General features: G+C 72.1%; 28 protein-coding genes. 16 read left to right on the plus strand and 12 right to left on the minus strand.

Features of this window, described 5'->3' with window-relative positions:
• Positions 1–873 (plus strand): alpha/beta fold hydrolase, encoded by an 873-nt coding sequence (locus FH608_RS31120; protein WP_139635887.1) that lies wholly within the window; start codon positions 1–3, stop codon positions 871–873.
• 90 nt (positions 874–963) lie between these two features.
• Positions 964–1,440 carry a hypothetical protein gene (locus FH608_RS31125; RefSeq protein WP_139635888.1) on the plus strand — a complete coding sequence of 159 codons (477 nt, stop codon included), beginning with the start codon at positions 964–966 and terminating at the stop codon, positions 1,438–1,440.
• Positions 1,441–1,478: 38 nt separating this feature from the next.
• On the opposite strand, the gene FH608_RS31130 is transcribed toward FH608_RS31125, so the two are convergent.
• Positions 1,479–2,414: a hypothetical protein gene (locus tag FH608_RS31130; RefSeq protein WP_139635889.1), complete on the minus strand. Its 936-nt coding sequence runs from the start codon at positions 2,412–2,414 to the stop codon at positions 1,479–1,481.
• A gap of 130 nt (positions 2,415–2,544) precedes the next feature.
• Here FH608_RS31130 and FH608_RS31135 point away from each other — a divergent pair, with 130 nt between their 5' ends.
• Together FH608_RS31135 and FH608_RS31140 are read left to right on the plus strand one after the other, a co-directional pair.
• Positions 2,545–3,057, plus strand: a complete 513-nt coding sequence (locus FH608_RS31135; protein ID WP_139635890.1) for a SigE family RNA polymerase sigma factor — start codon at positions 2,545–2,547, stop codon at positions 3,055–3,057.
• Positions 3,044–3,769 carry a hypothetical protein gene (locus tag FH608_RS31140; protein ID WP_139635891.1) on the plus strand — a complete coding sequence of 242 codons (726 nt, stop codon included), beginning with the start codon at positions 3,044–3,046 and terminating at the stop codon, positions 3,767–3,769. The genes FH608_RS31135 and FH608_RS31140 overlap by 14 nt, the downstream gene beginning before the upstream one ends.
• 27 nt (positions 3,770–3,796) lie before the next feature.
• Here FH608_RS31140 and FH608_RS31145 read toward each other — a convergent pair whose 3' ends face one another.
• Together FH608_RS31145 and FH608_RS31150 are read right to left on the minus strand one after the other, a co-directional pair.
• Positions 3,797–4,267 carry a hypothetical protein gene (locus FH608_RS31145; RefSeq protein ID WP_139635892.1) on the minus strand — a complete coding sequence of 157 codons (471 nt, stop codon included), beginning with the start codon at positions 4,265–4,267 and terminating at the stop codon, positions 3,797–3,799.
• Positions 4,268–4,316: 49 nt separating this feature from the next.
• A complete protein-coding gene (locus tag FH608_RS31150; protein WP_139635893.1) occupies positions 4,317–5,045 on the minus strand; it encodes a hypothetical protein in 729 nt (242 codons plus the stop codon).
• A gap of 133 nt (positions 5,046–5,178) precedes the next feature.
• Here FH608_RS31150 and pip point away from each other — a divergent pair, with 133 nt between their 5' ends.
• On the plus strand, positions 5,179–6,138 hold the full coding sequence (gene pip, locus FH608_RS31155) for a prolyl aminopeptidase (RefSeq protein ID WP_139635894.1): 960 nt from the start codon (positions 5,179–5,181) through the stop codon (positions 6,136–6,138).
• Positions 6,139–6,431: 293 nt separating this feature from the next.
• Here pip and FH608_RS31160 read toward each other — a convergent pair whose 3' ends face one another.
• On the minus strand, positions 6,432–7,265 hold the full coding sequence (locus tag FH608_RS31160) for a TetR family transcriptional regulator (protein ID WP_139635895.1): 834 nt from the start codon (positions 7,263–7,265) through the stop codon (positions 6,432–6,434).
• A 77-nt stretch (positions 7,266–7,342) separates the two neighbouring features.
• Between FH608_RS31160 and FH608_RS31165 the strand changes: the two genes are divergently transcribed.
• Positions 7,343–8,461, plus strand: coding sequence for an FAD-dependent oxidoreductase (locus tag FH608_RS31165; protein WP_193318727.1), 1,119 nt, complete (start codon positions 7,343–7,345; stop codon positions 8,459–8,461).
• A 6-nt stretch (positions 8,462–8,467) separates the two neighbouring features.
• Here the strand turns inward: FH608_RS31165 and FH608_RS31170 are convergent, their stop codons facing one another.
• Positions 8,468–9,655 carry a Cmx/CmrA family chloramphenicol efflux MFS transporter gene (locus FH608_RS31170; protein ID WP_139635897.1) on the minus strand — a complete coding sequence of 396 codons (1,188 nt, stop codon included), beginning with the start codon at positions 9,653–9,655 and terminating at the stop codon, positions 8,468–8,470.
• A 262-nt stretch (positions 9,656–9,917) separates the two neighbouring features.
• Here FH608_RS31170 and FH608_RS31175 point away from each other — a divergent pair, with 262 nt between their 5' ends.
• Together FH608_RS31175 and FH608_RS31180 are read left to right on the plus strand one after the other, a co-directional pair.
• Positions 9,918–10,508, plus strand: coding sequence for a TetR/AcrR family transcriptional regulator (locus tag FH608_RS31175; protein ID WP_139635898.1), 591 nt, complete (start codon positions 9,918–9,920; stop codon positions 10,506–10,508).
• Complete coding sequence (locus tag FH608_RS31180) at positions 10,505–11,149, plus strand: haloacid dehalogenase type II (RefSeq protein WP_139635899.1); 645 nt, start codon at positions 10,505–10,507, stop codon at positions 11,147–11,149. Before FH608_RS31175 ends, FH608_RS31180 begins: the two co-directional genes overlap by 4 nt.
• 4 nt (positions 11,150–11,153) lie before the next feature.
• Here FH608_RS31180 and FH608_RS31185 read toward each other — a convergent pair whose 3' ends face one another.
• Positions 11,154–11,951 (minus strand): alpha/beta fold hydrolase, encoded by a 798-nt coding sequence (locus tag FH608_RS31185; protein WP_394367710.1) that lies wholly within the window; start codon positions 11,949–11,951, stop codon positions 11,154–11,156.
• A 73-nt stretch (positions 11,952–12,024) separates the two neighbouring features.
• On the opposite strand from FH608_RS31185, the gene FH608_RS31190 reads away from it, so the two are divergent.
• Both FH608_RS31190 and FH608_RS31195 read left to right on the plus strand, forming a co-directional pair.
• Positions 12,025–12,441 carry a YciI family protein gene (locus FH608_RS31190; RefSeq protein ID WP_139635901.1) on the plus strand — a complete coding sequence of 139 codons (417 nt, stop codon included), beginning with the start codon at positions 12,025–12,027 and terminating at the stop codon, positions 12,439–12,441.
• Complete coding sequence (locus FH608_RS31195) at positions 12,438–13,712, plus strand: RNA polymerase sigma factor (protein ID WP_394367713.1); 1,275 nt, start codon at positions 12,438–12,440, stop codon at positions 13,710–13,712. The genes FH608_RS31190 and FH608_RS31195 overlap by 4 nt, the downstream gene beginning before the upstream one ends.
• A 117-nt stretch (positions 13,713–13,829) precedes the next feature.
• Here the strand turns inward: FH608_RS31195 and FH608_RS53910 are convergent, their stop codons facing one another.
• Positions 13,830–13,955, minus strand: coding sequence for a hypothetical protein (locus tag FH608_RS53910; RefSeq protein ID WP_263008703.1), 126 nt, complete (start codon positions 13,953–13,955; stop codon positions 13,830–13,832).
• Positions 13,956–14,054: 99 nt separating this feature from the next.
• Here FH608_RS53910 and FH608_RS53060 point away from each other — a divergent pair, with 99 nt between their 5' ends.
• On the plus strand, positions 14,055–14,891 hold the full coding sequence (locus FH608_RS53060) for a TetR/AcrR family transcriptional regulator (RefSeq protein WP_226900060.1): 837 nt from the start codon (positions 14,055–14,057) through the stop codon (positions 14,889–14,891).
• Positions 14,888–16,312 (plus strand): MFS transporter, encoded by a 1,425-nt coding sequence (locus FH608_RS31205; RefSeq protein WP_139635902.1) that lies wholly within the window; start codon positions 14,888–14,890, stop codon positions 16,310–16,312. Before FH608_RS53060 ends, FH608_RS31205 begins: the two co-directional genes overlap by 4 nt.
• Positions 16,313–16,534: 222 nt before the next feature.
• Here FH608_RS31205 and FH608_RS31210 read toward each other — a convergent pair whose 3' ends face one another.
• A complete protein-coding gene (locus tag FH608_RS31210) occupies positions 16,535–17,467 on the minus strand; it encodes a DUF5996 family protein (protein ID WP_139635903.1) in 933 nt (310 codons plus the stop codon).
• A 14-nt stretch (positions 17,468–17,481) separates the two neighbouring features.
• A complete protein-coding gene (locus FH608_RS31215; protein ID WP_139635904.1) occupies positions 17,482–18,273 on the minus strand; it encodes an MBL fold metallo-hydrolase in 792 nt (263 codons plus the stop codon).
• A gap of 46 nt (positions 18,274–18,319) precedes the next feature.
• Here FH608_RS31215 and FH608_RS31220 point away from each other — a divergent pair, with 46 nt between their 5' ends.
• Positions 18,320–18,715 carry a MerR family transcriptional regulator gene (locus FH608_RS31220; protein WP_226900061.1) on the plus strand — a complete coding sequence of 132 codons (396 nt, stop codon included), beginning with the start codon at positions 18,320–18,322 and terminating at the stop codon, positions 18,713–18,715.
• Here FH608_RS31220 and FH608_RS31225 read toward each other — a convergent pair.
• Positions 18,707–19,906, minus strand: a complete 1,200-nt coding sequence (locus tag FH608_RS31225) for a hypothetical protein (RefSeq protein ID WP_193318728.1) — start codon at positions 19,904–19,906, stop codon at positions 18,707–18,709. The genes FH608_RS31220 and FH608_RS31225 overlap by 9 nt on opposite strands.
• Positions 19,907–20,019: 113 nt before the next feature.
• Positions 20,020–21,552 carry a dolichyl-phosphate-mannose--protein mannosyltransferase gene (locus tag FH608_RS31230; RefSeq protein WP_226900062.1) on the minus strand — a complete coding sequence of 511 codons (1,533 nt, stop codon included), beginning with the start codon at positions 21,550–21,552 and terminating at the stop codon, positions 20,020–20,022.
• A gap of 167 nt (positions 21,553–21,719) precedes the next feature.
• Between FH608_RS31230 and rsmI the strand changes: the two genes are divergently transcribed.
• On the plus strand, positions 21,720–22,589 hold the full coding sequence (gene rsmI / locus FH608_RS31235) for a 16S rRNA (cytidine(1402)-2'-O)-methyltransferase (protein WP_139635907.1): 870 nt from the start codon (positions 21,720–21,722) through the stop codon (positions 22,587–22,589).
• A gap of 7 nt (positions 22,590–22,596) precedes the next feature.
• A complete protein-coding gene (locus FH608_RS31240) occupies positions 22,597–24,186 on the plus strand; it encodes a dolichyl-phosphate-mannose--protein mannosyltransferase (RefSeq protein ID WP_226900063.1) in 1,590 nt (529 codons plus the stop codon).
• Here the strand turns inward: FH608_RS31240 and FH608_RS31245 are convergent.
• Complete coding sequence (locus FH608_RS31245) at positions 24,122–25,669, minus strand: hypothetical protein (RefSeq protein ID WP_226900064.1); 1,548 nt, start codon at positions 25,667–25,669, stop codon at positions 24,122–24,124. The two genes, FH608_RS31240 and FH608_RS31245, sit on opposite strands and share 65 nt — an antisense overlap.
• A 99-nt stretch (positions 25,670–25,768) precedes the next feature.
• On the opposite strand from FH608_RS31245, the gene FH608_RS31250 reads away from it, so the two are divergent.
• Entirely contained in the window at positions 25,769–26,989 is a 1,221-nt protein-coding gene (locus tag FH608_RS31250; RefSeq protein WP_193318729.1) for a glycosyltransferase family 2 protein, read from the plus strand.
• The last annotated feature ends 6 nt before the right edge of the window (positions 26,990–26,995 follow it).

Genomic DNA, 26,995 nt, shown 5'->3' on the forward strand with positions numbered 1-26,995 from the left:
ATGCAGAACATCTGGAGTGAAGAGTTCGGCGCCGAGACGGATGCGCCGATCCTGCTGATCATGGGTTCGATGTCGCAGGGCATCCTGTGGCCGGACGAGTTCGTCGGCCGGCTCACCGCCGGAGGCCGCCGGGTGATCCGGTACGACCACCGTGACACCGGCATGTCGGGCACCGTCGACTTCGCGGCGGAGCCGTACACGTGGGACGACATCAAGAACGACGTGTACCGCGTGATGGACGCCCACGGCCTGGAGAGCGCGCACCTGGTCTGCCACTCGGCGGGCGGGCTGCTCGGCCAGTTCGCCGCCGTGGAGCGGCCGGAGCGGGTGCGCACGCTGACCGTCATCGGCTCCTCGCCGCTGGGCGGCGGCGAGGGCCAGGTGATCATGCGGGCCCTGATGGGGCAGCCGCAGCCCGAGGGCGGCCTGCCGGAGCCGACGCCGGAGTTCGTGGACTTCTACCGCGCGCTGATGGCCGCCCCGCCGCCGGAGGACCGGCGCGCGCGGATCGACGGCATGATCGCCGAGCAGCGCGTGCTGCACGGTGCCGGGCTGCCGTTCGACGAGGACGCGGCGCGCCGGCTGCAGGAGCGGATCTACGACCGGGCCCGTGACCTGTCGGCGGTGGCCAACCACCGGCTGGCCGCGATGGCCAAGCCCGACTTCGAGCCGGTGGGCGTGCTGCACCGGGTGAAGGCGCCCACGCTGGTCATCGAGGGCAGCCACGAGCCGGCCAAGCCGGGCCACGGCGCGATCATCGCGGAGCGGATCCCGGACGCGCGGCTCGTGATCGTCGAGGGCATGGGGCACACGCTGCCGCCCGAGGTGCACGAGGAACTGGCCGCCGCCGTCCTCGCGCACACGGCGGGGTGACGCGCACCCTTCCGTGCGGTGGCGCCGCCGTACGAAGGGGTGGCCGGTCCGCGATCCCCAGGTGATCTGCGCCTGCCACCCTCAGGTGCCATGGTTCGCACATCACTGATCGCCTTCTGCCTGGCGATCTCGCTCATCGGCTGCGCGGGTGACCCGGCGCCAGCCGCGTTCCCCGAGCCAGAACCTGCCGCCACCCCGGAGACGCCACCGGAAGAGAGCGCCATCCCCGGCGCGGAACGGTTTCCCGCCACGGTGCTGCGGCCCGGCGACTGCATCGAGCCCCTGCCGACGACGTTCGACGTGACCGTCGTCCCCTGCGACGTGCCGCACTCGGCCGAGTTCGCGACGATGTACATCCTTCCCGAAGGTCCGTATCCGGAAGCGGAGATGGCGCGGCTCGTGGAGGAGGGGTGCACTCCCAGGATGCGCATCAAGGAGTCGAGGATGGACGAGGTCGGCGTGTGGGGGCTCGGGCCGGGCCGGGACCACTGGCCGCGCTACCGGACCGTCTACTGCATGGCCGTGCCCGTGGACGGGCAGAAGCTGACAGGACGGGTGATCAAGTAGTCACCCGTGACAGGCCCTGCCGTAGAGGGCCCGGGGCGCTACGGCAGGGTGGGCACGGCCGGTTCGGCGTCGGTCCAGCCGGCCTGGAGCACGGCCTGGGTGGTGGTCTTGTTCAGGAACGGCTTGCCGTTGATCGTGGACGTGTGGCCCTCGGACAGCAGGAGCATCGTGCCGGTGTCGATGATCAGCTCGGCCCCGCTCGTGAACGTGTTCTTCCCCTGGCGGGTCTCCGGGTAGTCGATCGAGACGGCCGCGCCGGTCCTGCCCACGCCGTCCTTCTTCTCTCCCGCCGGGCGCACGCCGGGCATCGTCAGCAGCGCCTGGTAGGCGGCGGCGCGGACCTCTCGCGGGGCGGGAAGCCGGTGGAGCAGATCCGGCAGGGCGCTGGTGACGAACCTGTCCACCGCGCTCTCATCGGCCCGTGACACCCGCGCGGCCTCCGCGAGCCAGGACTTCAGCGCGTCCGGTTTCGCCGGGAGCCGCTGCACCTCGTCGTACGTCAGCCGCTGCCCGGCCAGGAAGAATGTGGTGTCACCCCGTACGGGAGCGACGTGGCCCTTGTCCGGTTCGGTGGACAGCGACACGGTGCGGCCGTCGGCCGTGCGGGTCCACTTCTTCGGCGAGCCGTCGCGCCGCCAGGCCGCCCGGTCCGCCGCGCTCTTCGGATACGCCCCCGCTGTGCGGTAGCCGACCCAGGTCCGGCCCTCCGGCGTGGTCCACTGCTCGCTGAGCCGCTGCTCCACCACCCAGTAGGGATTCGCCTTGGTGCCGAGCTGCCGGGGATTCGTCATCGTGAACAGCACCTTCGTGTGCCAGTACGCGCCCGCCGGCGGAGCCGACGCGGCGGCGGCGAGGCGCGCCTCCGGCGCCTTCGTGAGGCTCGGCAGGCCCACCAGCACGGCCGTGCTCACCGCGGCCAGGCCGACGGCCCCGATGGCGAAGGCCGGCCGCACCGGTACGGTCGTGAGCTTCATCTGTTTCCTCCGATATCCGTGGTGATGTCCCCCTATACGCCTGGAGGCCCCGCGAAGTTGCCCGCGACCTCCGGGCAACCGTTGAAGCCGGCCGAGGCGTATAAGGGGGCGTGAAACGGGACAGACAACGGTGAGCGCCGCGGAAAACGCCTTCGGCGAGTTCGTGGCGGCGAGGGCCACGACCCTGCTGCGGGTCGCCTACCTCGCCTGCGGCGACGAGGTGGAGGCCGAGGACCTGCTGCAGACGGCGCTGGAGCGCACCTACAGGAACTGGGAGAGGGTACGGCACGACAGCCCCGAGCCGTACGTGCGCCGCGTCATCGTCAACGCCGCCATCAGCCGGGCCCGCCGCCGGGCCATCCTGCGCATCATCCCGGTGCGCACCCCGCCGGAGACGCCGGCCCGCTCGACCGACGTCGACCTGCGCCACCTGCTCATGGACGCGCTGCGCGCCCTGCCACCGCGGCAGCGCGCCGTGATCGTCCTGCGGTACTGGGAGGACCTCAGCGAGGCGCAGACCGCCGACGTGCTCGGCTGCACGGTCGGCACGGTGAAGAGTCAGGCGTCGAAGGCGATGGCCAAGCTGCGTACCGCGCTCGGCGAGGCATCCGTGGAAGGAGTGATCGGGAATGCCCACGCTTGAGGAACGACTGCGCCAGATCATGACGGACGAGACCGCGCACCTGCACGCCGCGCCGGACCTCGTGGAGCGGGTCATCCGGTCGTCGCGCCGGCGGAGGCGGCAGGGCAGGCTCGCGGCCCTCGCCACGTCGCTGGCCGTCGTCGCGGCGGCCCCTCTCTACGTCGCCGTGGCCCCTGGGGCCATGCAGGCGCCCGCCATCTCGGAGACGCCGCTTCCGCCGCCGCCCATCGACGACACCCCGCCCCTGCCGTCCGAGCCGCCGAGTCTCGGGGACCTGGGCGACGGGAGGGAGTTCGGGCACGTCAAGGTGGGCTACCTGCCCGACGGCCTGCGATGGTCACACTGGTCCGCGGACCTCGGCGACCGGTACACGACCGCGTGGAACTACGACGGCGACAGTGGCGGCTTCTACTGCGTGCAGATCCACGTCTACGAGGGGGCGGCCGTCCAGATGGCCGACGACCAGGTGCGGGCGCACCGCGACGAAGGGGAGGGAAGGGAGGTGGCCGTCGGCGACCGGAGCGGTTACCTGGTCGTGGAAGGGGTCGGCGAGGACGGCATGGAGGGCACCCCGACGCTCACCCTCGACATGGGGGAGCGGCGGCGGGTCTCGATCATGTTCAGCCCCACGTACGCGAAGAAGTTCCCGGACGCCACGGCCGTCGACCACGAGCTGATCAGGATCGCGGAAGGGCTCACCGCCGACGACTGAGGCGGCCCCGGGACGAGGCGGGGCCGGTCACCCCGTCGGGGCCTCCCTCACGTACGTGATCCCGAAGTCGAGCTCCCAGGTCTCGCCGTCCTTGGACGTCTCCCACCGGGACGTCACCGTGTTGCCGTCGGCGCTGAACGTGCCGATGAAGCGCTGGTTGAAGCCCGGCGCGTCACGCCAGATCCGCCACTCGCCGTCCGCCAGCGCCGTCCGGTAGACCCGGTGCACGCCGCGCGCGTCGGCGTACAGCATGGTCAGCTCCTCGGTGGCGTCGTCGAGCCCGATCAGGCAGACGGTCGGGAACGGCACGTTGTCCCGCCATTCCTGCGGGGCGGTGGCCGGCGGCGGCTCCGCGTCGGTGAACTGGCGGAGGAACATGCCGCCCTCCAGCCACGAGAACTCGACCTGCGCGCTGCCCAGGCCGGGCACGTCCGGCTGAGCCGTCCACCGGCCGACCAGGAGGTCGAGCCGGGCGAGCGCGGGATGTCTGCCGTCCATGCCGAGGTCCCTTCGCCGCGGGCGTCTGACGACGAGACTACTCCCGCGATCAGTTCCCGAGGAGCCCGCTGATCAGATCCGTGACCCCGAGGCTGTCGAGCAGCGACGCGGACTGCTGCGCCGTCACCTGCGGCACGGTGTCCATCACCGGCTCCGCCGCCGACTGCGGAACCAGGGGCTGCGTCGCCGTGGTGGCGGTGCCCTGCGGGACGCAGGCGAACTGGCCGGTCATGAGCGCGCTGATCAGCTGCGTGACGCCCACGGCCTCCAGCAGCGTCGACGGGGCCGGCGCCGGGGCGGCCGGGGCGGTGGTCGCCGTGCACACCGGCGCGGGGGCGGCGACCGCCCCGCCGAACCAGATGTCGAAGTCGTCCGAGTCGGGGTCGCCCGACTTGAGCTGCGGTGCCTTCGCCCCGCCACGTTGGGCGCACGTGATCGCCTGGTTGACCCACGATTCGATCGTGTTCCTGCCGGGCGTGCCGGACGGCACGGACGGCGTCGGCGCGGGGACGGCGGCGTTCGGGGCAGCGGGGTTCGCGGCGGAGGCCGGGAACAGCGCGCTGTTGTGCATGATCTTCTCGATCAGCTTCTCGACGTCCTCCGCCCGCACGTCCCCGGTCAGGGGCGGCGGCGGCTTCAGGTTGTAGCTGTAGCCGTTGCGGTTGCTGCACGGCACGGCGCTCGTGGTGGTGGTCTCGGTGTCCTCGGCCGCCGCCGGCCCGGCGGCCAGCAGCAGTCCGGAAGTCGCGGCGAATGCGGCGAAGGCCTGCTTGTACATGGTGCTCCCCTGCGGGTGGTGATCCGGTCGTACGCAGTGATCGTTACCCTTCGTGGTGGTTCAGTTACTTCATAGTTGGATCTAGCCCTCTTTACCGCGCGAGGCGGGATCGGTACGTCGCTAGGATCTGTCCGTGTTCCCACCCATTGAGCCGTACGACCACGGCATGCTCGACACCGGCGACGGCAACCTCATCTACTGGGAGGTCTGCGGCAATCCCGACGGCAAGCCCGCGCTCGTCGTCCACGGCGGGCCCGGCTCTGGGTGCTCGACGTCGGTGCGCAAGACGTTCGACCCGGAGCGCTACCGGATCGTCCTGTTCGACCAGCGCAACTGCGGGCGCAGCCGGCCGCACGCCAGCGACCCGGCCACCGACCTGAGCACCAACACCACCCACCATCTGATCGCCGACATGGAGCAGCTGCGCGAGCACCTCGGCATCGACAAGTGGCTGCTGTACGGCGGGTCGTGGGGCTCGACGCTGACCCTGGCGTACGCCGAGGCCCATCCCGAGCGGGTGTCGGAGATCATCCTCGTGGCGGTCACGAACACCCGCCGCTCCGAGATCGACTGGCTCTACCGCGGCGTCGGCCGGTTCTTCCCGGAGGAGTGGGAGCGGTTCAGGGACGGCGTCCCGGAGGCCGATCGCGACGGTGACACGTTCTCGCTGCTGGCGGCGTACTCGCGGCTCATGTCCGACCCCGATCCCGCCGTACGCGCGAAGGCGGCCCATGACTGGACGGCCTGGGAGGACGCGGTGATCTCCGCCGAGCCGAACGGCAAGCGCAACGTCTACAGCGACCGTCCCAGCGACGCCCTGCTTGCGTTCGTCCGCATCTGCGCGCACTACTTCTCCAACGCCGCCTGGCTGGAGGAGGGCGTGCTGCTGCGGGAGGCTGGTCGGCTGGCCGGGATCCCCGGCGTGCTCATCCACGGGCGGCTCGACCTGAGCGGGCCGCTGGACACGGCGTGGGAGCTGGCCAAGGTCTGGCCGGACGCGAAGCTGGTCGTCGTGGACGACTCGGGGCACACCGGGAGCGAGACGCTCAAGAATGAGCTTTTCGCGGCCGTCGACGGCTTCGCCGGCCGCTGAGAGCCGGGACGGGGGAGTTGCGGGCCGCGATGGGCCGGTGGCGGACCCGCGGCTCGCGATCGTCTGCAGGCTTGAGGACGGCGCCCGTGGTGACCATCGCCTCGCCGTCGGTCGACTCCGAAGGGGAGAGCCGCGGGTCCGCGCGGCCGGCGGCGGCACTCGCCGATGCCGGTGTGCCGCTCGCTGACCTGCGGTAACCGTAGCCTCGCCGGGCCCTGGCACACCACCGATTTATCGGCCCCCGGGTGCGCGCCCGGCTGTGTCTCGAAAATGTCGCATATTGTGTCTCGATATTAGCGGGACAGGTGGCGGTAGAGGGTGGCGCGTGAGACGCCGAGGGCGCGGGCGATCTCGGCGGCGGTGTGCTCGCCCGAGGCGTGCATGCGCCTGGCCCGCTCGACCGCCTCCGGGCTCATCGAACCCGGACGGCCACGACGGCGCGGCGTCCCTGGCGCGCCCTCGGACACGGTCACGGACGTCGCCTCGGGCGCGCTCCCGGGCGCGGTTCCAGGTGCGGTCCTGGGCGTCGCCTCGGGCGCGGGCGCGGTCACCGGCATCGGCTCTGTCGCGGGCCTCGGGGTGGGCCGGGGTTTGGGGGGCTCCTGCAGCAGGCGTTCCACGCCGGCGAGCACCGCGGGCCGGAGCATCTCCGACGGCAGGTCGGCGAACATCACGACGGGGTCGCTGAGCATGGCGAACGCCTGCACCGCCCTGATCCGGTCCGCGTGGTCGGCCAGCGGCCCGGCGATGACGTGCTCGGCCATGATCGCGGCGTCCCTGAACCGCTCGTAGACGGGACCGTCCGACGCCAGCGCCAGGTCGCGCAGTTGCATCCTGAGCAGGTGGCGGTGGGCGAGCCACACGTCGAGCAGCCCCTCGATCAGCGCCCACCTCCGCTCGCCGGCCGGCGCCCGCCCGGCCGCGGCGAGCGCGGCCTCCATGTCGGCCAGCAGCGGCTCGGCCAGCGCGGCGACGATCTCCTTCTTGCTCGGGAAGTGGTAGAGGACCGCGGTCTTGGTCAGCTCCAGCCGCTCCGCGATCTCGCGGATCGAGGTGGTGTGGTAGCCGCGCGAGGCGAACAGGTCGAGCGCCACGTCGAGGATCCGCGATCGGGTGTCGTCGGTCACGGCGCCGAGTCTAGTCCTTGCCTGACCGCCGGTCGGGAACCTATAGTCCTACTGACCGATGGTCAGGGAGGGTGACGGTGGACATTCTGGTGGTGGGGGCGGGGATCGCCGGGCAGACGCTGGCGTACTGGCTGGCCAGGCATGGGATGCGGCCCACGCTGGTGGAGCGGGCGCCCCGGCCGCGCACGGGCGGCAACGGGGTGGACCTGCGGGGCCAGGCGATCGAGGTGGCCGAGCGGATGGGGATCATGCCGCGCGTCAGGGCGGCGGCGGCCGACGTGCGGGGCATCGCCTTCGTCGACGCGACCGGCCGCGCCGTCGCGCGCATCGACATGCGCCGCCTGCAGAGCCGGGGCGGCGAGGTCGAGATCATGCGGGGAGACCTCGTTGCGCTGCTGCGCGAGGTGACCCCGCCCGAGGTCGAGTACGTCTTCGGCGACTCCGTACGCACGCTGGAGGAGGACGGCGGAGGCGTGACGGTGTCGTTCGAGGGAGGGTCCACCCGGCGGTTCGACCTGGTCGTCGGGGCCGACGGGCTGCACTCCACGGTGCGGCGGCTGGCCTTCGGCCCGGAGGAGAGGTTCCTGCGGCACATGGGTTACTGCTTCGCCTTCGCCGACGCCGACTCCGCGCTCGGGGAGGACCGGTGGATGACGATGTACAACCTGCCGGGCCGGATGGCCGGGGTCTACCGGTCGGGAAACCACGCGCAGGCGAAGGCGTACCTCGTCTTCCGGTCGGAGCCGCAGGCGTACGACCACCGCGACCTGGGACGGCAGAGGAAGATGCTGGAGGAGGCGTTCGGGCGGGAGACGTCGTGGCGGGTGCGCGAGCTGCTCGACGGGGTGCTGGCCGACCCCGACTGCTACGTCGACATGCTGAGCCAGGCACGCGTGCCGTCGTGGTCGTCGGGGCGGGTGGCACTGGTCGGCGACGCCGCCTACTGCGCCTCCCCCGCCTCGGGGGCGGGGGCGGAGCTGGCCGTCGTGGGGGCGTACCGGCTGGCGGAGGAGCTCGCGGGCGCCTCCGGCCACCGGGCCGCCTTCCAGCGGTACGAGCAGGGGCTCAGAGGGCTCGTCAGGAGCAGGCAGCGGATCGGGCCGAACGTCCGCATGATGGTCCCGAAGAGCCGCCTGGGCATGTGGACGCGGAACCTCCTGGCCTCGTCCATGGGCCTGCTCGCCCGGCGGCAGTAGGAGGCGTCAGGCCGTACGCACCGGGCCGGCCTTCGCCCGGACCGCGCGGGCGGTCGCGGCCGTGACCAGGGCGGCGGTCACCAGCAGCGCGCTCACCCACAGCGGCGAGCGCAGCCCGAGCCCGGCGCCGATGGCCGTCCCGCCGAGCCAGGGGCCGAGCGTCGCGCCCACGTTCAGCGCCGCCGTGGCCGACGCGCCGGCCAGCGTGGGGGCGCCGGTGGCCGCGTACAGCACCTGCGAGACCAGCGTGGAGCCGACGGCGAACGACAGCGCGCCCTGCACGAACACCAGCGCGATCGCCGGCACCGGAGCCCCGGCCGTCAGCGCGAAGGCGGTCCAGCCGGCGGCCAGCGCGACGCCGCCGACCACCAGGAGCGGCACCGGCCGCGCGTCGGCGAGGCGCCCGCCGGCGCTCACCCCGGCGAACGAGCCCAGCCCGAACAGGGCCAGCATCAGCGGCATCCAGGAGGGGTCGATGCCGGTGTCGCCCGTGAGCAGCGGCGCGAGGTAGGTGAACGCGCAGAACGTGGCGCCGTTGACCAGCGCCCCGAGCAGGAGGAGCACCAGCAGCCGTGGCGTCCGCAGCGCCCGCAGCTCCCCACGCGCGCCCCCGCCCGCGGCGCCGGTGGGGATGAGGGCCGTGGCCGGGTGCTCGCGCGGTACGGCGCGGGGCACGGCGATGATGGCCGGGACCAGGGCGACGGCCACCGCCCAGAACGCGGAGCGCCAGCCCCACAGCTCGCCCAGCAGCGCGCCGCCCGGCACGCCCGCGACGCAGGCGACCGTGACGCCGGCGAGCAGCACGGAGGTGGCGCGCCCCTTGGCGTTCGGCGGCGCGAGCGCGACGGCGGTCGCCATGGCCACCGCCAGGAACCCGGCGTTGGCCAGGGCCGCGACGACCCGCGTGCCGAGCAGCACGCCGTAGCTGGTGGTGACCGCGCCGGCGACGTGCGCGGCCAGGAACATGACCAGGAAGGCGAGCAGGGCGCGCTGCCGGGGCCAGCGCAGGCTCAGCACCGCCATGAGCGGCGCGCCGACGACCATCCCGGCGGCGAACGCCGAGGTCAGCAGCCCTGTGGCGGGAATGGACACCTGCAGGTCCCGCGCGATTCCGGGCAGGAGCCCGGACAGCATGAATTCGGATGTCCCCTGGGCGAAGACCGCCAGCGCGAGGAGATAGACGACGAAAGGCATGAGAAGAACTCCGCGACCGCATCGAGATCGACAAGGAAGCGGGCAGGCGCGCATGGAAGGCCCTGCCCCGGATGAGAACCGGCCGCATCACGATGAGCCGCGCGGCTCGCGGAGAGCCCTACGTCAGCGCGAGACAGCCACCGGACGACCGGTGGCTAGCGTCTTGACGCCTCGGGGCTGGACATGCCGCGACCCTAACAAGCCGGGCCGAGCGCCGTCCAACCGATTTGCCATCTTGGACCAGACGTTCCAAGATGGGGATATGCCGGATATCAAGCATTTCGACCCGGACGAGGTGCTGGAGCGGGTGGAGCGCCTGTTCTGGCAGCGCGGCGCCGCCGCCACGGGCATCGCGGAGGTCGTGGCGGCGACCGGGCTCAGCCGTTCCAGCCTGTACGCCACGTACGGCGGCAAGCAGGACCTCTACGTCAAGGCGCTGCGGCGCTACGTCGAGCAGCGCTCGCAGCCGATGTTCGAGGCCCTGAGCGGCGACGGGCGCGGCCTGCCCGCGATCGCGGCCTTCTTCGACCGCCTCATCGAGGCCAGGTGCGCGGGGGAGCACGCCCGCTGGGGCTGCATGGCCACCAACGCCAACGCCGAGGGCACCGACCCGGACGTGCGCCGCCTGCTCGACCGGCACCACGACCGGCTCCGCGCGGGCATGCGCGCGGCCCTGGCGGCGGCCGAGGCGCAGGGGCAGCTCCGTCCCGGGGCCGACCTCGACGCGAGCGCCGAGCTCCTCGCCCTGCTGGCCTACGGGGTCAACACCCGCTCGCGCGCCGGCGCGGATCCGGACGCCCTGCGTAAAGGCGCGTCAGCCGCGCTCGACTCTCTCAGAAGGGAAAACCCATGAAACCGAAGGTCGTCATCTTCGACGTCAACGAGACGCTCACCGACATGGAGCCGCTGAGGGGCAAGTTCGAGGAGGTGGGGCTGCCCGGCGCGCTCATGGCGACGTGGTTCGCGGGCGTGCTGCGCGACGGGTTCGCCCTCACGGCGGCGGGCGGCTTCGCCGAGTTCGGCCGGATCGCCGCCGACGTGCTCGAAGAGATGGGCGCGGGGGAGGAGGCCGTGAGCCACGTGCTCAAGGGCTTCACCGAGCTGTCGGTCCACCCCGACGTGCCCGAGGGCATGCGGCTGCTGCGCGCGAGCGGCATCCGGCTGTTCACCATGACCAACGGCGCGGCCGCCATGACGCAGGGGATCCTGCGCCGCGAGGGGCTGCTCGACCTGGTGGAGGCCACGCTCGACGTGAGCGGCCCGCGCGCGTGGAAGCCCGCCCGCGCGGCCTACGAGTACGCGGTCGGCAGGGCCGGGGTGCGGCCCGACCAGGCGGCCCTGGTCGCGGTGCACCCGTGGGACATCGACGGGGCGCAGCGGGCCGGGCTGGCCGGGGCGTGGCTGGAGCGGCGCGGGATGCCGTACCCGAGCGTCATGAGCGCGCCGCGCCTGACCGCGCCCGACCTGGTGTCGCTGGCGAGGCAGTGGGCCTGACGGCTCACCCGCGCGTCAGGAACTCCACCACCAGAGGGCTCGCGACCTGCCTGAACTCCTCGAAGTAGGCGTGCCGCGCCCCCTCGATCATCCGCAACCCGGCCCCGGGGATGCGCCCGGCCAGCAGCGGGGCGTTGGCCGCCGGGTTGAACACGTCGTCGGTGCCGTGCACCACCAGCGTGGGCGCCACGATGGAGGGCAGCGCGTCCCAGCTGTCGTGGCCGGCGCTGGCCGCCAGGTGCCGGCGGCGGGCGTAGGAGGGCATGCCCGGGTCGCCGACCGTGTGGTACGGGCCCGGGTGGGTGGCCAGCCAGCCCGGCGTGTACATCAACTCCAGCAGCGCGCGCTCGGCCGCCGTCCGGTCCGGCTGGGCCAGCGACCTGCGCACGGCGTTGTCGCGCTCGATCCCGTGGGCGCCGCCGGGCGAGCTGCAGCCCAGCACGAGTGACCCGACCCGCTCCGGGTGGTCGGCCGCCAGCCACTGGGCCACCCGGCCGCCCATCGACGTGCCGTACACGTCCGCCCGCTCCACGCCCAGCTCGTCGAGCACGGCCAGCACGTCGGCGGCGAACCCGCGCGTGGTGTACGGCTCGTCCGGCTTGCCGCTCTCGCCGGTGCCCCGGTAGTCGAAGGTGATGGTACGGAAATCCCGCTCGAAGTCGGCGCGTACCGGGTCCCACCAGTGGTGGTCGTTGGCCTGGCCCTGCAGCATTACGAGGGGTCGCCGGCCGCTGACCTGGCCGCTGACCTGGTAGGACAGCTTGACGCCGTCCTGGGTTGTCGCAAAAGGCACGCCTACCATCGTAGAAGTGTCCGGTGGGCGCGCGTGGCTCCGACGTACCTGGTGAGAGGCACACGAGAGAGGACTCATCACCATGAAGTACATGATCCTGTCGTACGGCTCGCAGCAGGACTACGACGCCATGGCCGGCAAGGACACCGGGCGGCCCGGCTGGTCGGGGGAGGCCGTGGCGGCCATGCACCAGTTCATGGAGGCGTTCAACAAGGAGCTGGAGGAGTCGGGCGAGCTGGTGGAGACGCGCGGGCTCGCCGCGCCGGTGCACACCCGCCGGGTCGGCTCGCGCGGCGGCGAGGCGTTCGTGACCGACGGCCCGTACGCCGAGACGCAGGAGGTGCTGGCCGGCTACTGGATCGTGGAGTGCGACAGCTTCGACCGGGCCACCGAGCTGGCCGCCCGCCTGGGGCAGTGCCCGTACCCCGGCGACCCCGCCGACACCATGTACGCCGACATCCGGCCCATCGTGGACTCCAGCGCCGACCTGGGGTTCTGATCGGCGGCACCCCGGCCGAGGACCTGCTGCGCGAGCTGGCGCCGCAGGTCCTCGGCGCGCTCGTGCGCCGCTACGGGCACTTCGACACGGCCGAGGACGCCGTCCAGGAGGCGCTGCTCGCCGCCGCCACGCATTGGCCCGAGCAGGGCGTGCCGGACGACCCCCGCGCCTGGCTGATCACGGTGGCGGCGCGGCGGCTGACCGACCTGCTGCGCAGCGAGCAGGCGCGCCGCCGCAGGGAGGACGCCGTGGCGGCGCGGGCGCTGCCCGCCGACCGGCTGGCGCCGGCCGCCGACCAGCCCGTTCGGGCGGGGGACGACACGCTCGTGCTGCTGTTCATGTGCTGCCACCCGTCGCTGTCGCCGCCCGCGCAGGTCGCGCTCACGCTGCGCGCCGTCGGCGGCCTGACCACGGCGGAGATCGCGCGCGCGTTCCTGGTGCCGGAGGGCACGATGACCCGCCGCATCACCCGGGCCAAGCAGCGGGTCAAGGACAGCGGCCTGCCCTTCCGCCTGCCCAGGGCCGAGGAGCGCGCGGAACGCCTGGGCGCGGTGCTGCGCGTGCTCTACCTGATCTTCAACGAGGGGTACGCCAGCACGTCCGGGCCCGACCTCCAGCGCGCGGAGCTGGCCGCCGAGGCGATCAGGCTGACCCGTACGGTGTGCCGCCTCGTGCCCGACGACCCGGAGGTGGCCGGGCTGCTCGCGCTCATGCTGCTCACCGACGCGCGGCGGCCAGCGCGCACCGGTCCCGACGGCGCGCTGATCCCGATGGCCGAGCAGGACCGATCCCTGTGGGACGCCGCCGCCGTGGAGGAGGGCGTCGCGCTCGTCACCGAAGCGCTCGGGCGCGGCAGCCCCGGCCCGTACCAGCTGCAGGCGGCCATCGCGGCCGTCCACGACGAGGCGCCGAGCGCGGAGGAGACCGACTGGCCGCAGATCGTGGCGCTGTACGAGCTGCTGATGCGCATCGCGGGCAATCCCGTCGTGGCGCTCAACCACGCGGTCGCCGTGGCCATGGCGCGCGGTCCGCTCGCGGGCCTCGGGTTGCTGGAACGGCTCCAGGAGCCGCTGCGGGACGACCACCGGCTGCACGCCGTGCGCGGGCACCTGCTGGAGATGGCCGGCGACCGCGCGGGCGCCCGCGACTGCTACGAGCAGGCGGCCAGGCGTACGACGAGCTTCCCGCAACAGCGCTACCTGCACGGCAGGGCCGCACGGCTGTCGACCCCCTCTGACCTGCACGGCGAGCCCACGCCGCCATCGGCTTAGCCCGCCCCGCCACCGGTCCGGCCCGCCCCGCCACCGGTCCGGCCCGCCCCGCCACCGGTCCGGCCCGCCCCGCCACCGGTCCGGCCCGCCCCGCCATCGGCCCAGCCCGCGCGGCCGTCATCCCAGCCTGATGTGCCGGAGGGTGACGGCGAGCCGCCGCAGCCGGTGCCGTAGCGGGCCGTCGGTGCCGGGCGCGAGACGCAGGCCCGCCGAGGTCGCGCTGTGGCCCGCACTCTTGGGCATCCGCCGTTCGGTGTAGATGTGCTCGGCGAATGCCGGTCACCCCACTGCCAATGATAAGCGGCTTGACGGAGTGAGTACTCACTCCGTACTGTCGAAGCCATGACGAACACACCAGGCCGGCGACGCGCGCCGGCGATGAGCCCAGAGCAGCGCCGCGAGATGATCGTGCGAGCGGCGCTCCCATTGGTGGTGGAGTACGGCACGTCCGTGACCACCGCCCAGATCGCCCGCGCGGCGGGCATCGGCGAGGGCACGATCTTCCGTGCCTTCGGCGACAAGGACGCGGTGCTGGCCGCCTGCATGGCCGAGGCGGCGCGGCCCGACGACACGCTGGCGTACGTGGCGTCCATCTCGCTGGACCTGCCGCTGGAGGAGCGGCTGGTCGAGGCGTCGGAGGCGCTCCACGCCCACCTGGCCCGCATGGGCGCCGTCGCCGGTGCCCTGGCCGCATCCGGCGGTCTCCGCCGCGACCCCCGGCTCCTGCGCCCCTCCGAAGGCGCCGGCTCCTCCACGGAGGCCCAGGAGGCGCCCGGCGAGGCCGTCGGCCGCGGTGAGCCGGCTGGTCAGGGACAGCCAGGTGCCAACGGGGAGCCGGGTGGTTCCGGCGAGGCGGGTGGTCAAAGCGAGGCAGGTGGTCATGGCGAGAAAGATGGCGCGAGGAAGGAAGGTGCCCTGAGGGAGGCCATGGGCCGCGGAGCCTCGGGCGGTCCGGGGCGGCTGGTGTCGGGGCGGGAGGCGTCGCTGGCGGCGACCCGCGAGGTGCTGACCGGCCTGTTCGAGCCCGACCGCGACCGCCTCAGGCTCCCGCCCGAGCGCCTGGCGGAGGCGTTCCAGTTCCTGCTGCTGGCGGCGGGCCGGAGGGAGACCCTGCTCACCTCGGCCGAGCTGGTGAGCCTCTTCCTGCACGGCGCCGTGGAGGGGGATGAGGCCGGATGACGGACCTCTACGAGGACCTCGCGCCCCGCCGCCGCGCGGCGGTGACGTACGCGCTGCTCGGCTGCGCCTTCCTCGGCATGCTCGACGGCACCGTGGTCGGCACGGCACTCCCGCGCATCGTCGAGCAGGTGGGCGGGACCGGCTCCTGGTACGTGTGGCTGGTCACGGCGTACCTGCTCACGTCCTCGGTGAGCGTCCCCATCTACGGCCGTTTCTCGGACCTGTACGGCCGCCGCCGCCTCCTCCTGACCGGCGTGAGCATCTTCCTGGTCGCCTCGCTGGCCTGCGGCCTGGCCGCCTCGATGCCGTTCCTGATCGTCGCGAGGGCGGTCCAGGGGTTAGGCGCGGGCGCGCTGCTCACGCTGGGGATGGCGACGATCCGGGACCTGTACCCGCCGGCCCGCATGGCGGGCATGGTCCGGATGCAGACCCTGATGGCCACCATGATGATCGTGGGGATGCTGGGCGGGCCGCTGCTGGGCGGCCTGCTGACCGATCACGCGAGCTGGCGGTGGGCGTTCCTGGTCAACCTGCCGGTCGGCGTGGTCGCCGCCGTGATGATCGCGGTGCTGCTGCCGCAGCGCCGCCTGCCCGGCGCCGCGCCCGGCCGGCTCGACGCGGGCGGGATCGCGCTGCTGGTCGGCGGCCTGTCGCTGGTCCTGATCGGGCTCAGCCTCAAGGGCAACACCACGCGCGGCTGGGCCGACCCCGCCGTCCTCGGCACGCTGGTGGCCGGTCTCGTCCTGCTGGTCGCGCTGCCAGCCGTCGAGCGCCGGGCGGCCACCCCGGTGCTCCCCATGGGGCTGCTGCGCCGGCGCACGTATGCGGCCCTGCTCACCGGCGGCTTCTTCTTCCAGCTCGCGAGCCTGCCCGTGGGCGTGCTGCTGCCGCTCTACCTCCAGCACGTACGCGGCCACTCGGCCACCGTCTCCGGGCTCCTCGTGCTCCCGCTGCTCCTCGGCATGGTCGCGGGCAACCGGCTGACGGCCGCCCTGGTCATGCGTTCCGGCCAGGTCAGGTCCCTGCTGCTGGGCGGGGCGGCGCTGGTCACGGCCGGGTCGCTGTCGTTCTTCACCCTCGGATCCGAGACGTCCCCGATCGTGACCGCCGCGTGGCTGCTGGTCGTGGGGCTCGGCACCGGCCCCGCGATGGGCGGCCTCACCATCGCCACCCAGGGCAGCGTGCCCCGCGCCGACATGGGCGCCGCCACGGCGGGGTCGGCGCTCAGCAAGCAGCTCGGCGGCCTGTTCGGCCTGGCGTGCGTGCAGGGGCTGCTGACCGGCCCCAGCGTCACCGCCGCGGGCGTGGGGTCCATCGTCGGCTGGGTGGGCGGGGTGGCGGGGCTGCTCGCGTTCGCCGCGATCCTGCTGGCCGGTGACATCGTGGTCGCGGCCCCCGCTCCCTCACGTGCGGCCGGCTGAGGGAGACGGCGCCGCCCGGGAATGTTCGCCGGGCTGGTGTGGTTACATGAATCGTGGCCGGTGTGTCCAGTGTCCCCGGGCCTCACCTATTGCCTTCGCGGACTACCGTTCGGCTGGAGCCGCGTTGTGCCTTTCGCCGAGAGGCGACCTGCACACCGGTTGCTACACGTGGAGCGCCCGGCCCCTTCCGAGGGGCCGGGCGCTCTGTGCTTCCCGCGGTCCTCAGTGCTTCCCGTAGTACGGGTCCGTGATGCCGCCGGGCGAGGCCAGCACCTCCATGTCCACCCCGGTCAGCTTGGCGCCGGCCTCGTAGGCGCTGTCCAGGAACTCCAGCACGGCCGCCACGGGGTCGCCCATCCCGCGCACGTCGTCGTACCGCAGGATCGCGAGGTGGCTGCCCCGCGCGGGCAGCCACTCGGCCTCGATCGGCCGGAGTGGCTCGCGCTCCAGGCCCGGCGGCTCCGGCGCGGTGTAGGAGTAGAACGCCGGCCACGGCCGTTCCTTGTCGCCGAACCAGAAGCCCGAGCTGATGACCTCCCAGCTGTAGGCCTCACGGGTGACGGGGTCGGCGTCCGGCGAGACCCGTACCACCCGCCCGGTGAAGCGCGTGACGGCGATGTCGAACGTGTGCCAGAAGTGGTGCACCGGCGAGGTCTTGCCGGCGAAGTCGGCGGCGTACCGGTCGAGGAGCTGCGCCACCTGCGACAGGATCCGCCAGTAGCGGTTGATCAGCATCGGGTCGTAGCGCGCGTGCAGGGTGTCCTCGGCGAACGGCGTGTCGTCGCCCAGGTCGAACGGCACCGCCCAGATCTCCGGCCGGATCCCGAGCCCCGCCAGCGTCTCGAAGAGCCGCTCGTGGAACGAGGCCACCGACCGCCCGATCAGGCTGAACTCCGCGCTGCGCCCGTCGAGCACCTCCACCACCAGCCGGTGGCGGATCAGGTCGAAGTCGATGCTGAACAGCGGCTGCTCGCCCAGCCCGCCCATCGGCCGCGTGGTGAGGCCGTGCCCGGTCGGGTGGAAGGGCACCTGCCACCAGTGGTTGCGCCGGTTGCTGGCCGACAGCCGGATCTTGCCGACGATCTGCGCGAACCTGTGAAAGGTCTCCTTGGCCTCGGCCCACTCGGCCAGGGGCATCGCTGGGAACAACTCCATGCCTTCAATGGTAACTACCGTATGTAACTGGACAATTCCCAGGGGTCATGGGCCGAGAAAACCGCGACCCCGTGGTCGTGGGCGAGCGAGCGCAGGCTCTCCTGGCTCGACAGCCGGCGCTCGGCGTCGACCTGGGCGCCGAGCTGCACCACGTCCAGCAGCGGGTGCGACCGGGGCGGGCGCTCCAGTTCGCCGTGGTGGAAGTAGGCGTCCCCGGCGTGCAGCAGCCAGCGGTCACCGTCGTTGACCGCCACTCCCGCGTGCCCGCGCGTGTGCCCGTCGAGCGGCACGAGCAGGAGGTCCTCGGGCAGCCCCGCCAGCGGGCGCACGCCGTCCACGCCCAGCCAGCGCGTGCCCGTACCCGGATATGTCTGCCATTTCGGCGAGTGCGCCCAGTGGCCGGGCCGGTAGCGGCGGCTGGGGGCCTGCTTGATGGCGTCCTCCAGTTCGGCCTCCATGACGTGCACGACGGCGTGCGGGAAGTCGGGCAGCCCGCCGCTGTGGTCCACGTCCAGGTGGGTCGGCACGATGTGCCGCACGTCGCGCGGGTCGTGCCCGAGCGCGGCGACCTGCCGCACGGCCGTCTCGGCAGGGGAGAGCAGCGGCTGGACGAGCTCCGTCCACTCGTGCTCCAGCAGCTCGCCGGGCCTTGCCACGTCGTCGAGCCCCAGCCCGGACTCGACCAGGACGAGCCCGGACGCGGGCGTCTCGACCAGCAGGGCGTGGCACACCACGCGGGCCGCGGGCCGGCCGTCGTGGGAATCGATCTCGCGCATGGAGGCGAGGTTGAGGTGGTGAATTCGCATGGGACTAGACTGCGACTTGAAGCGCGGTTCAAGTCAAGGAGCGACGGTGGACGACACGTTGATCGACATCGGCGAGGTGGCCAGGCGCAGCGGGCTGGCCGCGTCGGCGCTGCGCTTCTACGAGCGCAAGGGGCTCATCGAGGCGGAGGGGCGCAACGGCCTGCGCCGCGCGTACCGTCCCGAGACGCTGGAGCGCCTGGCGCTGATCGCGTGCGCCCGCGACGCGGGGTTCACGCTGGCCGAGATCGGCGCGTTCCTGCGGGCCAGGCCGTCCGACGGCGACCTGCGCGAGCGCATGGCCGCCAAGGAGCGCGAGGTCTCCGAGCGGGTCGAGCAGCTCACCAGGCTGCGTGACAGCCTGCGCCACGCGGTGACCTGCGACCACGACCCGCTCATCGAGTGCCCCGAGTTCAAGCGGGCGGTGCGGCGGGTGTCAGCTTGAGCTGATGTACTTCCTGGGCCGCAGGGCGTGGGCGCGCAGCGCGGCCAGGGCCGCGAGCTGGCCAGGGCGGTCCATCCGCACGGCCAGCTCGTCGCCGAACGCCAGCCCCAGCGCGGTGAGCTGCGAGATCAGGTCGTTCACCGGCCCGGCGACGTCCTCCACGCCCGTGGTGGGGTGCCAGCCCTCGCCGCCGACCACCTCCGCCACCCGTTCGTGCAGCTTGGCGGGCGACATCAGGGTGCCGTCGGCGAGCAGCATGAGCGCCGCCTCGCGCGCCGACACCTCGAACTCGTGCTCGCCCCGAGCCAGCAGCAGCCGGGTCACCGCCGACCACATGGCCCGGCGGGATTTGAGCAGCCGCCTGCCGTAGTCGGTGATGGCCAGCCGCGAGCCGTCGCGGCTGATCGCGCCGAGCTCGCGCTCGGCCAGCTCCCGCAGCCGCGCCGCCTCGGGCGAGGGCGCCAGCCGCAGCGGCAGGCTCCCCTCCGAGGCGGCGAGTGACAGCAGCCGGTGCAGCGCGGGCAGCGGCTGCGGGCTCACGGGCGCGTGCAGGCGCACCTCGAACGGCTGCGCCAGCTCCCGCCTGGCCGGGCCGCGGCCCAGCACCCAGCGGTTGAGCCGCTCGCCGTGCACCCGGTTGAGCCAGCTGTCGCCGCCCAGCTCGGCGCGGGGCTCGGTGAGCCAGCGCCGGGTCAGCGCGGTGCGGTCGACGCTGTCGCCGGAGACGATGGCCAGCTCCAGGGCGGCGGAGCAGGCCAGGTGGGCGCCCAGCTCCTCGGGGCCCATGATCATGCTCCACTGGAGCTCGGGCACGTCGGGCGGGAGCACGCCCGTGGCCTCGAGCGCCTGCTGGTAGGCGCTGGTGCCCGCGTCCTCGCCCTCACGGGCGTACGTGCGCAGGATGTGGAGGGTCGTCGGAGACTCGCACAGGGCGGCGTAACGTTCCAGGCCACCGAGCTGCAGCAGCCGCCCGAGCGAGCGCGCCAGGCGCTCGTGGTCCCCTCCGGGCTTGAGCGGCCCTACTTTGATCGGCAGGGTGTACCAGAGGAACTCGCAGACGTCGAGCTGGGTCACCGTCTCCAGCGGCTCCCCGCCCGTCAGCCATTCGACCGCGGTCCTGGCCTCCTCGGCCAGCTCCGGCTGCGAGCGCTCCAACTCGGCGAGCAGGGCGGTGACATCCGGTGCACTCATGCCTCGAAGTTTGCCGTATCGACCCCTGGCCTGACGATGACCGAATCCGGTGCGTATTGGGTCTTGCACAGCGACTACCCTAAGAAACCACTAATGAGCGGACGGTAGAACGGTCATATCCACCGTTTTTCAAACAACATACGCGCCTTCCATTCGGTGTACGGGATCAGCTCGCCGGAAAGAACCGGATGCAACCACCAGAAATTGATCAACGCCAGCAGCGCGAAGGCGCCGACCGCCGCAGCACCCACGGTACGCCGTACCGGCATGACCCCCGTCGCCGTCGGCTGCGACGTCCCGATCAGCAGGCCGGCGCACAACGTGATGGCCAGCACCATGAACGGCACCATCGGCACCGCGTAGAACAGGAACATCGTCCGGTTGTCGGCGATCGCGAAGTAGATCCACGGCACCAGCCCGGCGGCGTACGCCAGCAGCACAGCCCCCGCCCGCCAGTCGCGCGAGGAGACGTACCACGCGATCAGCGCCACCAGCGCGGCCACCGCCCCGAACCAGATCACCGGCGTGCCCACGCCCAGCACGGCCTCGGAGCAGTCCTTGACGCCGCAGGTGTTCTGCCTGCTCTCGTAGTAGAAGGCCACGGGACGCAGCAGCAGCGGCCACTGCCAGGGCTCCGACATGTACGGGTGGGAGGACACCAGGTCGCTGTGGAAGGTGAAGACCTGCCACTGGTACTTGATCCACGACCGCATCGAGTCGAAGAGGAAGAAGATCGGCCCCGAGGAGGTGGCCTGGTCCCAGTTGCGCCCGTAGCCGGTCGCGTTGACGAACCAGCCGGTCCAGGTGGCCATGTACGTCACGAACGGCACCACCGCGAAGGCCATGACCGCCTGCGGCAGGTCCTTGTTGAACGCCCCCACGTACGGGTGCCGCAGCCCCACGGCCCGCCGCGCCCCGAAGTCCCACATCAGCGACATGATCGCGAACGCCGCCGCGAAGAAGATGCCCGACCACTTGACCGACATCGAGAAGGCCAGGCAGACCCCCGCCGCGACCCGCCACCACCTGATGCCCAGCGACGGCCCGTACTGCGAGACCGGCGACGTCTCGTACCAGGCCACCAGCCGCTCCCTGGCCTGGTCGCGGTCGACCACCAGGCAGGCGAACGCGGCCAGCACCCAGAACATCAGGAAGATGTCCAGCAGCGCCGTGCGCGAGAGCACGTAGTGCAGGCCGTCGAGGGCCAGCAGCAGGCCGGCGAAGCAGCCGAGCAGCGTCGAGCGCGTCATGCGCCGCGCCACCCTGGCCAGGACGAGGATCGACAGCGACCCGATCAGCGCCGCCGCGAACCGCCAGCCGAACGGGTCGAGCCCGAACAGCCACTCGCCCGCGCCGATCATCCACTTGCCGAGCGGCGGGTGCACGACGTAGGAGGCGCACTTGTCGAGGGCGTCGGGCGCGCAGGTCTGCCAGATGTCGGTGTTGCCGGCGATGATCGCCTTGTCGGCGTCCTTGATCGTGGTCCGCTCGACTCCCCAGGTGATCAGCGAGAACGAGTCCTTCATGTAGTACGTCTCGTCGAACACCACGGCCTTGGGATGCGACAGGCCGGCGAAGCGGAGGACGGCGCCGAAGAGGGTGACCAGGATCGGACCCAGCCATCCCCACAGGACGCTGCCTCGCATGGGAGGTATGACCCGATCCCGTACGGACCGCGTCTCGGGCCGTTTCTCGGGAAGGCCCGCTCCGGCCTCCGAGTTGTCGTAGGCCTGGTACGGAGAATCGGTCACCGCCATTCGCACATCGTACGGGCCCCAAGGTGATAGCAAACGCAGAAACACCCTTAATTGGGATGCCCTGCCAGAATGGCCGGGTGACTGCAGAGGGCAAGTTGGTGCTGGCAGGGGCCCCCATCGGGCAGGCGGCCGACGTCTCGCCGCGGCTGCGCGAGATGCTGAGCGGCGCCGACGTGGTGGCCGCCGAGGACACGAGGCGGCTGCGCAGGCTCGCGGCCGAGCTGGGCGTCGAGATCGCCGGCCGGGTGGTGTCCTATTACGACCAGAACGAGGCGGCCCGCGCCGAGGAGCTGCTGGAGACGCTGAAGCAGGGCCGCACAGTCGTGGTCATCACGGACGCGGGCATGCCGGGCGTCTCCGACCCCGGCTACCGCCTGACGCGGCTGGCCGTCGACGCGGGCGTCACGGTCACCGCGCTGCCGGGTCCGAGCGCCGTCACCACCGCGCTGGCCGTGTCAGGGCTCGCCAGCGACCGGTTCTGCTTCGAGGGCTTCCCGCCGCGCAAGCAGGGCGAGCGGGCCCGCCGCCTGTCCGCCCTGGCGGGCGAGGAGCGCACGATGGTCTTCTTCGAGGCGCCGCACCGGCTGGCGAGCTCTCTGGAGGCCATGGCGGAGGCGTTCGGGGCCGACCGGCCCGCGGCCGTGTGCCGCGAGCTGACCAAGACGTACGAGGAAGTGCGGCGGGGCGGGCTCGGCGAGCTGGCCGCGTGGGCGGCCGGGGGCGTCAAGGGCGAGATCACCGTCGTCGTCGCGGGACACGTGCCCGGGGCGGCCGAACCGGACCTGGACGAGCTGGTCGCCGAGGTGGACCGCAGGGTCGCCGCGGGCGCGCAGCGCAAGCTCGCGGTCGCCGAGGTGGCGAGGTCGGCGGGCATCCCCAAGCGCGAGCTCTACGATCTGGTTCACAGGAGATCTCCCACGCCATAGGGTGCGCATGGTGAGGAACTGGGGGGTTTCCGCGCAGCGGCTGGTCCCGCCGATGCAGGGGACCGTGCTGTGGGGCTGGATCGGGCCGCTGCTGGTCGCGCTCTTCGGCGGCCTCCTGCGCTTCATCAGGCTCGGCGAACCGCGCGCCGTCGTCTTCGACGAGACGTACTACATGAAGGACGCGTACTCGCTGATCACGCGGGGCGTCGAGCGGACCATGCTCGGCGACGCCGACAACCCGATCGCCGACCAGCGCATCCTTGCCGGCAACCTGGACATCTTCAAGCACTGCCCGCAGCCGGCCGACTGCGCCGCCTTCGTGGCGCACCCGCCGCTGGGCAAGTGGATGATCGGCCTGGGCGAGTGGCTGTTCGGGATGGACCCGTTCGGCTGGCGCTTCGCCGCCGCCCTGGCCGGCACGCTGTCCATCCTGATCATGGCCAGGGTGGCGCGGCGCATGACCCGATCGACGCTGCTGGGCTGCCTGGGCGGGCTGCTGCTCTCGCTCGACGGGCTGCACCTGGTGCTCTCGCGCACGGCGCTGCTGGACATCTTCCTGATGTTCTGGGTGCTGGCCGGGTTCGCGTGCGTGGTGGCCGACCGGGACTGGGCGCGCGGGCGGCTGGCCGAGCGGCTCGCCACAGGACGGCTCTCGGAGCTGGGGCCGCGGCTGGGGCTCCGGCCGTGGCGGCTGGCCGCCGGGCTCTGCCTGGGAGCCGCGTGCGCGGTGAAGTGGTCGGGGATCTTCTTCCTGATCGCGTTCGCCGTCCTGAGCCTCGTCTGGGACATGGGCGCGCGGCGGGCCGTGGGGCTGCGCGAGCCGTACCGGGGGGCGTTCTCGTACGACCTGCCGGGCGCGTTCGCGTCGATGGTGCTGGTGCCGGCGGCGACCTTCATGGCCTCCTGGACCGGCTGGTTCGTCACCGACGGCGGCTGGGGGCGCAACTGGGAGCGGGCCACCTCCTCAGGGCCGATCTTCTTCGTGGTCGACTCGGTGCGGTCGTGGCTGAAGTACCAGCTGGAGGTGCTCGGCTACCACAGCAACCTGCACGAATACCACCCGTACATGTCGGAGCCCTGGTCGTGGCCGCTGCTGATCCGGCCCGTCTCCTTCCACTACCCGCCGGACCTGCCGCCCTCGGCGTGCGGGGCCGACAAGTGCTCGCAGGCCGTGCTCGGCGTCGGCACCCCCGCCCTCTGGTACGCCGCCGCGCTCGCCCTGGTCGGCCTCATCGCGTGGTACGTGGCCACGCGGGACTGGCGGGCGGGGGCGACGCTGCTGGCGTTCGGGGCGGGGTGGCTGCCGTGGTTCTACTACGCGATCGCTGACGACCGCACGATGTACCTGTTCTACATGATCCCCGTCGTGCCGTTCATGGTGCTGGCACTCGTGCTGGTCTCGGGGCTGGCGCTGGGCAGGCGGGACGCCCCCGCGGGCCGGAGGTCGGCCGGGGCCGCGGCGGTCGGGGCGCTCGCGCTCATCGTGCTCATCAACTTCGGGTGGCTCTATCCGGTGCTGGCCGCCGAGACGATCACACAGGCAGAGTGGTGGGCTCGGATGCTGATGCGCTCCTGGGTGACCACCGCCCCAAAGTGACGCCCTTGCGCAGCGTGATCGCCGCCGCGATGCAGGCCAGGGGGACCGCCGGAAGCACGTACCGGTAGTCGAACTCCGCCGTCGCCGCCGGCGCCAGCAGCAGCCCGACCGAGCCCAGCCACGGCAGCACCACAGGCCCGCCGAACTTGCGCCACCTGACCGCGACCCCGTAGAGGCCGATCAGCAGGATGCCGCCGAGCATGATGCCGCGCAGGTAGAACACCTTCTGGTAGCCGCTCATGATGTCGGCCCAGGGATAGACGATCCGGGTCTCCGGCGGGCCCTGCTCGTAGCTGAACGCGTCGGTGTCGGTGCGGCCGCCCGCGTACGACGACCACCTCGGCAGCCGCTTGGGCTGGCCGTTCTCGTCGAGGTCGTAGTACGGCTTGAACTCGTACATGTTGTAGGTCGACTCGTCGGGGAAGCGCGGGCGCGCCCAGTGGAACGAGCGCAGGAAGTCGCGCGCCACCACCTTCAGGTAGTCGCCCGGCTGCGAGAGGATCGCCCGCGTGGCGAACGCGCTGGCCGCGTCGTTGGTGATCTCGCTCCACTTCTTGTTGGCGCCCCACCGGTGCAGCACCTCGCCGGTGCCCGTGCCGTCGCCGTTGCCCTGACCCCACAGGTACCACTGCGCGTAGTCCTTGCGCTGGCTGACCGGGTCGGTGATGCACAGCAGGAGGAGCTGGACCTCCTTGTACTTGTCGATGTGCATCTTGTTGCAGTCGGCGAAGATGGCCGTGCGCATGTAGAGGATCAGGCCGTCGCTGTTGGTCATGGCGAACTTCCCGTACGCCGAGGCGAACCAGCCCATGTAGGCCATCACCGGGATCGCGCAGGCCGTGACGACGGCCACGATCGGGCGCCAGCCGGTCCGCTTGACCAGCAGGTAGAGCACCACCAGCGCGAGGACCGGCAGGCCGATCGAGCGGGTCAGCCACGTCAGCGCCAGCAGCAGCCCGACCACCGCGCCCGCCCGCCACGACAGCCGCCGCTTCCACAGCACCAGCGTGATCGCGCCCACCACGAGCAGCATGAACATGGTGTCGGACATCACCATCTGCTCGAGCTGGATCTGGTAGGCGTCGAACAGCACCGGCGCCGCCGCCAGCGTGGCGCCCCACTTGGGCAGCTTGAACTTGATCCGCAGCAGCGCGTAGATCAGGCACGCCGTGGCCAGGCCCATGAGGTGCTGCGTGAAGGTGACCAGCGCGAAGCTGTGGAACGGCTCGAGCAGCATCAGCCAGAAGCTGTAGCCGTCCGGCCTGATCGGGTGCGGCCGCGGGTGCAGGGCGACCGAGACGTACTCGTAGGAGTCGTTGAACCACATGGCCGGGCCGTAGCCGAGCATGGTGATGAGCCGCAGCACGGCGCCCACGCCGAAAGCCGCGGCGAACACTCGATGCCGGCGCAACATGGACAGCGCACGGGCTGCCCGGCCAGGGGCGGAGTGGTCCACATGGGTAATCTCCGCGACGCTCACCATGCTGTAAAGAATGCCAGTCGTTTTTGGGTCTTGACCCTCGCACACTCGGGCAGAGGGCATGATGGTTCACTGGAACAGCCTTAACTGAAGGGTAGACACGTGGAACTGACGGTGGTCATGCCCTGCCTCAACGAGGCGGAGACCGTGGAAGTCTGTGTGCGCAAGGCACTGGCGTGCATGGCGGAGCACGGCATCGAGGGCGAGGTGCTGATCGCCGACAACGGCAGCACGGACGGCTCGCAACAGCTCGCCCGCGACGCCGGTGCCCGCGTGGTCCACGTCGACGAGAAGGGCTACGGCAACGCCCTCATGGGCGGGATCCGGGCGGCCCGCGGCAAATACGTCATCATGGGCGACGCGGACGACTCCTACGACTTCACCGCGCTGCTGCCGTTCGTCGAGGAGTTGCGCGACGGCGCCGACCTGGTGATGGGCAACCGCTTCAGGGGCGGCATCGCCCCGGGCGCCATGCCGCCGCTCCACCGCTACCTCGGCAACCCGGTGCTGTCGTTCGTCGGACGGCTGTTCTTCCCGTCGAAGATCGGCGACTTCCACTGCGGGCTGCGCGGTTTCCGCCGCGACGCGATCCTGCGGCTGCAGCTGCAGACCGGCGGCATGGAGTTCGCCTCGGAGATGGTGGTGCGCTCGACGCTGTCGGGGCTCGACGTGCGCGAGGTGCCCACGACGCTCTCGCCCGACGGCCGCTCCCGCCCGCCGCACCTGCGCTCCTGGCGCGACGGCTGGCGCCACCTGCGCTTCCTGCTGCTCTACAGCCCGAAGTGGCTGTTCTTCTACCCCGGCGTCGTCATGATGCTCATCGGCCTGGTGGCCGCGACGGCGCTGACGTTCGGGCCGGTGAAGATCGGCGAGCTGGCGTTCGACGTCGACACCCTGGTCGGGTCGTCCGCGCTGGTGGTGATCGGCTTCCAGGCGGCGCTGTTCGCCGTGTTCACGAAGGTCTACGCGGCGGAGGAGGGCTTCCTGCCGGAGTCGCCGCGCATCCGCCGGCTGATCGGCATGGTGAGCCTGGAGCGCGGGCTCGTGGTCGGCGGCCTGCTGGCGCTGGCCGGTCTGGTGGGCCTGGTGATGTCGCTGGTGCACTGGCAGGTGCGCAGCTTCGGCGAGCTCGACCCGCGCGAGTCGCTGCGCATCGTGGTGCCGTCGGCGACGGCGCTGATCATGAGCTTCCAGACGATCTTCGCCTCGCTGTTCATCAGCATCCTCGGCATCCGCCGCACCCGCGAGAGCTCCATCGACGTCGCCGCCAAGGCGGCCGAGGAGGCCGCCGCAGCGGTGTCCCTCGAAGACTCCAAGCGCTGATCCCTC

The sequence above is a fragment of the Nonomuraea phyllanthi genome (genome assembly GCF_006334985.2).
In the GTDB taxonomy this organism is placed as follows: domain Bacteria; phylum Actinomycetota; class Actinomycetes; order Streptosporangiales; family Streptosporangiaceae; genus Nonomuraea; species Nonomuraea phyllanthi.